The 4062-nt window shown below is 42.8% G+C and carries 6 protein-coding genes and 1 pseudogene; 3 read left to right on the top strand and 4 right to left on the bottom strand.

The features are described from left to right. A pseudogene (locus tag F6J94_RS31335) lies at positions 1–198 on the bottom strand (hypothetical protein); the annotation flags it as partial. On the opposite strand from F6J94_RS31335, the gene F6J94_RS31330 reads away from it, so the two are divergent. Next, positions 174–344, top strand: coding sequence for a hypothetical protein (locus F6J94_RS31330; protein ID WP_293027003.1), 171 nt, complete (start codon positions 174–176; stop codon positions 342–344). The pseudogene F6J94_RS31335 and the gene F6J94_RS31330 overlap by 25 nt on opposite strands. Then, a complete protein-coding gene (locus F6J94_RS31325; protein ID WP_293047402.1) occupies positions 337–1242 on the top strand; it encodes an aspartoacylase in 906 nt (301 codons plus the stop codon). Before F6J94_RS31330 ends, F6J94_RS31325 begins: the two co-directional genes overlap by 8 nt. A gap of 232 nt (positions 1243–1474) precedes the next feature. Here F6J94_RS31325 and F6J94_RS31320 read toward each other — a convergent pair whose 3' ends face one another. Next, positions 1475–2128, bottom strand: a complete 654-nt coding sequence (locus F6J94_RS31320; protein ID WP_293047400.1) for a Uma2 family endonuclease — start codon at positions 2126–2128, stop codon at positions 1475–1477. A 59-nt stretch (positions 2129–2187) separates the two neighbouring features. Here F6J94_RS31320 and F6J94_RS31315 point away from each other — a divergent pair, with 59 nt between their 5' ends. Then, positions 2188–2349: a hypothetical protein gene (locus tag F6J94_RS31315; RefSeq protein ID WP_293047398.1), complete on the top strand. Its 162-nt coding sequence runs from the start codon at positions 2188–2190 to the stop codon at positions 2347–2349. 8 nt (positions 2350–2357) lie between these two features. On the opposite strand, the gene F6J94_RS31310 is transcribed toward F6J94_RS31315, so the two are convergent. Further along, complete coding sequence (locus tag F6J94_RS31310; RefSeq protein ID WP_293047396.1) at positions 2358–2819, bottom strand: DUF29 domain-containing protein; 462 nt, start codon at positions 2817–2819, stop codon at positions 2358–2360. 25 nt (positions 2820–2844) lie between these two features. Then, entirely contained in the window at positions 2845–3420 is a 576-nt protein-coding gene (locus F6J94_RS31305) for a Uma2 family endonuclease (RefSeq protein ID WP_293047404.1), read from the bottom strand. Positions 3421–4062: the final 642 nt, after the last annotated feature.

Genomic DNA, 4062 nt, shown 5'->3' with positions numbered 1-4062 from the left:
CGTTTTCCTAGGATAGAATGCCAATATTACTCTCAGTAGGGAATAGGGAGTCGGGAGTAGGGAGTAGGGAGTAGGGAGTCGGGAGTCGGGAGTAGGGAGTCGGGAGTAGGGAGTCGGGAGTAGGGAGTCGGGAGTAGGGAGTAGGGAGTCGGCAGTGGCCTCCAGAAAATTGAATGTACCATCTGGCCATCTCCCCATCTGGCCATCTCCCCCACACTTCCCACACTTCCCACACTTCCCGCGCCCCCGCCCCACCCTCCCGATTCCCGATTCCCGATTCCCGATTCCCTGTTCCCTGTTCCCTGTTCCCTGTTCCCTTTGCTATACCAACCACCCATGAGTAATTCTCAAGCAAACAACCGTAAAACTATTAACAAAGTCGCTATTGTAGGAGGAACCCACGGCAATGAATTTACCGGTGTATACCTAGTCAAAAAGTTTGAGAAGTTTCCAGAATTAATCACTAGACCTAGTTTTGAAACCTTGACAAAAATAGGTAATCCCCAAGCCTTTCAAGCGGCTAGGAGATATATTGATACAGACTTAAACCGCTGCTTTGCTAAAAGTGACCTGGAAAATCCTGAGCTTTCTTTCTATGAACAAACCCGAGCAAAAGAGATGGCTACAACCCTAGGACCAAAAGGCAATTCCCAGGTAGATTTTATTCTAGATTTGCACAGTACCAGTGCTAATATGGGGTTTACTATCATTCTCGTCAACAACGACCCCTTTAATTGGCAACTTGCTGCTTATCTGAGTTCCCTTGACCCCTTAGTTAGAGTTTTAAGTTCCATTGAACCAGGTAAAGAAAATACCTTTCTAAACTCTCTATGTAACTTCGGCTGTTCTATTGAAGTCGGTCCCATTGCACCAGCTAGTCTCAAGGGCGCTATTTTTCAGAAAACTGAATCCTTAATTCACGCCACGTTAGATTATATTGAAGACTATAATAACGGTAAACTATTATCAAACACTTATCCTCTAACCATTTATCACTATTTCAAAGTAGTTGACTATCCCAGAAACAAAGCTGGTGAACTAGAAGGTATGATTCATCCTCATCTCCAGGGCAGAGATTATCAAGAACTTAATCCTGGTGACCCCATGTTTCTTACCTTCGATGGCACCACAATTTACTATGAAGAACAAGCCACGGTTTGGCCAGTATTTATTAATGAAGTTGCCTACTATGAAAAAGGAGTAGCTATGTGTTTGACTAAAAAAGAGATAGTTAGTGTTTAGGGAATCGGGAACAGGGAACAGGGAACAGGGAAAGGAGATGGGGAGATGGGGAGATGGGGAGATGGGGACCCACCCCTAACCCCTCCCAGGAGGGGAGATGGGGAGATGGGGAGATGATAGCGTTTTGCTTGTAGCTTAAGTAGAATCCCGACTCCCGATTCCCGACTCCCGACTCCCGATTCCCGACTCCCGATTCCCGACTCCCGACTCCCGATTCCCGATTCCCGATTCCCTACTCCTGACTCTGTAATCCCTGCTGCAATATTTCTAAAACTTTGGCTAAGTTTCCGGCTAATAATGCAGCTTTATCTAACCATAATCCCGGAAAAATTTCTGAACAAAGTATGCCCTCAGGATTGGCTTCCAGTTGAGTATATTCCCCTTCAGTTAACCGAAACCAATCAAATTCACCATCATCAACTCGCCATACCAAATACTCTTGTACTGCATTACGGCGATAAACGTTTAATTTTTTGTGTAAATCAATAGAAACAGTGCTAGCCGCAATTTCAACGATTAACTCCGGCGCACCTTCTACATAGCCATCCTGACTAATTGTAGATTGTCCTCCTACTTTTAGTCTAAGCAGTGCATCGGGTTGAGCTTCATTCTCAAGATCAAGCCTAACAGTACAATTATCTCCTAATTGCAGGTTAGGAGTATAGGTTTGGTAGAAGCCTAACCACAACATAATCTGAGCATGGGGTTCACCATGTTGTGTAATTCTCAGGGGAGATGCCATGTAAACAATTCCTTCAATTAATTCGGCTTTCTTCAAATCAGCCATAGCGGAATAGCGCAGCTCAAATTCCGCAAGGGTTAGTTGATCCCCATTTTCTAAACGAGGAATAGTCGGGTCCCGAGTAATTGTGGCAGTTGATGTCATTTTTTTCGGCTCTACTTTATTTGTTATTTAACAGGGAATAGGGAACAGGGAATGGGGAGATGGGGAGATGGGGAGATGGGGATAATTTTATTGCTGATCAATTTAATAATTATAGCGTTTTGCTTGTAGCTGAAGTAGAATCCCGATTCCCAATTCCCAATTCTCAATTCTCAATTCTCAATTCTCAATTCTCAATTCTAATCCGTATTCCCAACTATTGAAAACTGATTTATTCCTTCGGCAACCATTCGATATCCAGTAATTGCTCAAGACAGTAGGGACATTCTGAAGGAAAAGTTACGGAATTCTGAGTTTTTATCTTCACAAATCCTAGGGCATCGTTATAAATAGAACTCAGTTCATCATCTAGGTAATTACGGAGATTAGTCGTCAGTTTTCGTTTGAGCTGAATTCGGAAATTATAGATTTCACCTTGCCAGTGAACTGCATTATAGTCAGATTCAATTGTCCAATAGTGCAGTAATAATAAATGACGGATTACTTGTTCTAAAAGGCTAGCTACAGCATTTTTCTTTTCTCTGCCCAAATCCTCTAACTCCTCAATTAAGTTATCCCAATCTAGTTGATTAAATTCTTTGTTTTTCAGGAGTTTAATAGTTTCTTCTAGCCATTGGGCATCATCAATGTCGTAGAGATTTTTTAAATTTAAGCTACTATTTATACTACTCATAATCAATTGTCACTAAAAACCTCACTTACTTTTCTATATCAAACACTCCAGACACTTTCAAATTAATATCTTTAAATCCAGGAGATAAGACTAAATCATCACCGGAAAAGCTACCCACTTCTGTATAAGTATTTTCCTTAAGTTCTAATACCAAGATACTTTGACTTTCCGGGTCCACAATCCAGTATTCAGGAATAGCAAAATCTTGATATTGGATTCTTTTGGCAATATAGTCTCGCTCTCGTTGTAATTCTCCCGGGCTAACCACTTCAACCACTAATAAAGGCGGTGACATGGACAGGCGAATGGTATTACGCTTTGATAATTGTTGAATATGCTCTTCTCGGATAATGGTCAAATCAGGATAACGGTTTTTGGGTTCACCTCTAACTTCTAACTCTAATCCTTGACCCCGGACTCTACGATGACCTACCAGTAAAGCAAACTGAATCAATAAAAACGTAGCAATTTCAACATTAAATCCCGACTCTGGAGGCATTTCAATTAACTCTCCATTAAATAACTCATAGAATTTTTCTGAGTTATTATTGTATAATAAATACTCGTCAAAGCTTTGAAATTTATGGGTCAGTTGTACCATCATACTTCACCTGTAAAGTCCGTGTAAGCATTCAGCTAATGCGCTACGCGCACGCTACTTGAGGTGCTAATGCGCTACGCGCACGCTACTTGAGGTGCTATCAGCTAACACACCCTACTTACTTTTTTGGATAATATAGCAATTCTGTTTCCCATGAGGTACAAAGGGATCCCCCGTTGGTCCCCCTTAAAAAGGGGGACTTTGAGGTTGATAATTGTACCTCATACATGCAATCAACGCTATATTGTGTTCACGTGCAAAGCCCGGTGCGTTACCCCTATCGGCTAACACAAAAGCCCGGTGCGTTACGCCTACCGGCTAACACAAAAGTCCGGTGCGTTACCCCTATCGGCTAACACAAAAGCCCGGTGCGTTACGCCTATCGGCTAACACAAAAGCCCGGTGCGTTACGCCTATCGGCTAACACAAAAGCCCGGTGCGTTACGCCTATCGGCTAACACAAAAGCCCGGTGCGTTACGCCTATCGGCTAACACACCCTACTTACTTTCTTGGATAATAGCAATCCTAAATCAATTGTAAGAATTCTTGTTCCCTGCTCCTGTTCTCTCCCCATCACCCCATCTCCCCATCACCCCATCACCCCATCTCCCCATCTCCCCCTCTCCCCCTCTCCCCATCTC

Origin of the sequence: Moorena sp. SIO1F2, assembly GCF_010672755.1 — a bacterium.
GTDB lineage: Bacteria > Cyanobacteriota > Cyanobacteriia > Cyanobacteriales > Coleofasciculaceae > Moorena.
This window is presented reverse-complemented; position numbering and strand designations above follow the sequence as displayed.

Coding starts and splice junctions, on each gene's coding strand:
- F6J94_RS31320 (WP_293047400.1), bottom strand. CDS start 2,128: ATGACATCAACTGCCACAATTACTCGGGACCCGACTATTCCTCGTTTA.
- F6J94_RS31310 (WP_293047396.1), bottom strand. CDS start 2,819: ATGAGTAGTATAAATAGTAGCTTAAATTTAAAAAATCTCTACGACATT.
- F6J94_RS31305 (WP_293047404.1), bottom strand. CDS start 3,420: ATGGTACAACTGACCCATAAATTTCAAAGCTTTGACGAGTATTTATTA.
- F6J94_RS31325 (WP_293047402.1), top strand. CDS start 337: ATGAGTAATTCTCAAGCAAACAACCGTAAAACTATTAACAAAGTCGCT.
- F6J94_RS31330 (WP_293027003.1), top strand. CDS start 174: ATGTACCATCTGGCCATCTCCCCATCTGGCCATCTCCCCCACACTTCC.
- F6J94_RS31315 (WP_293047398.1), top strand. CDS start 2,188: ATGGGGAGATGGGGAGATGGGGATAATTTTATTGCTGATCAATTTAAT.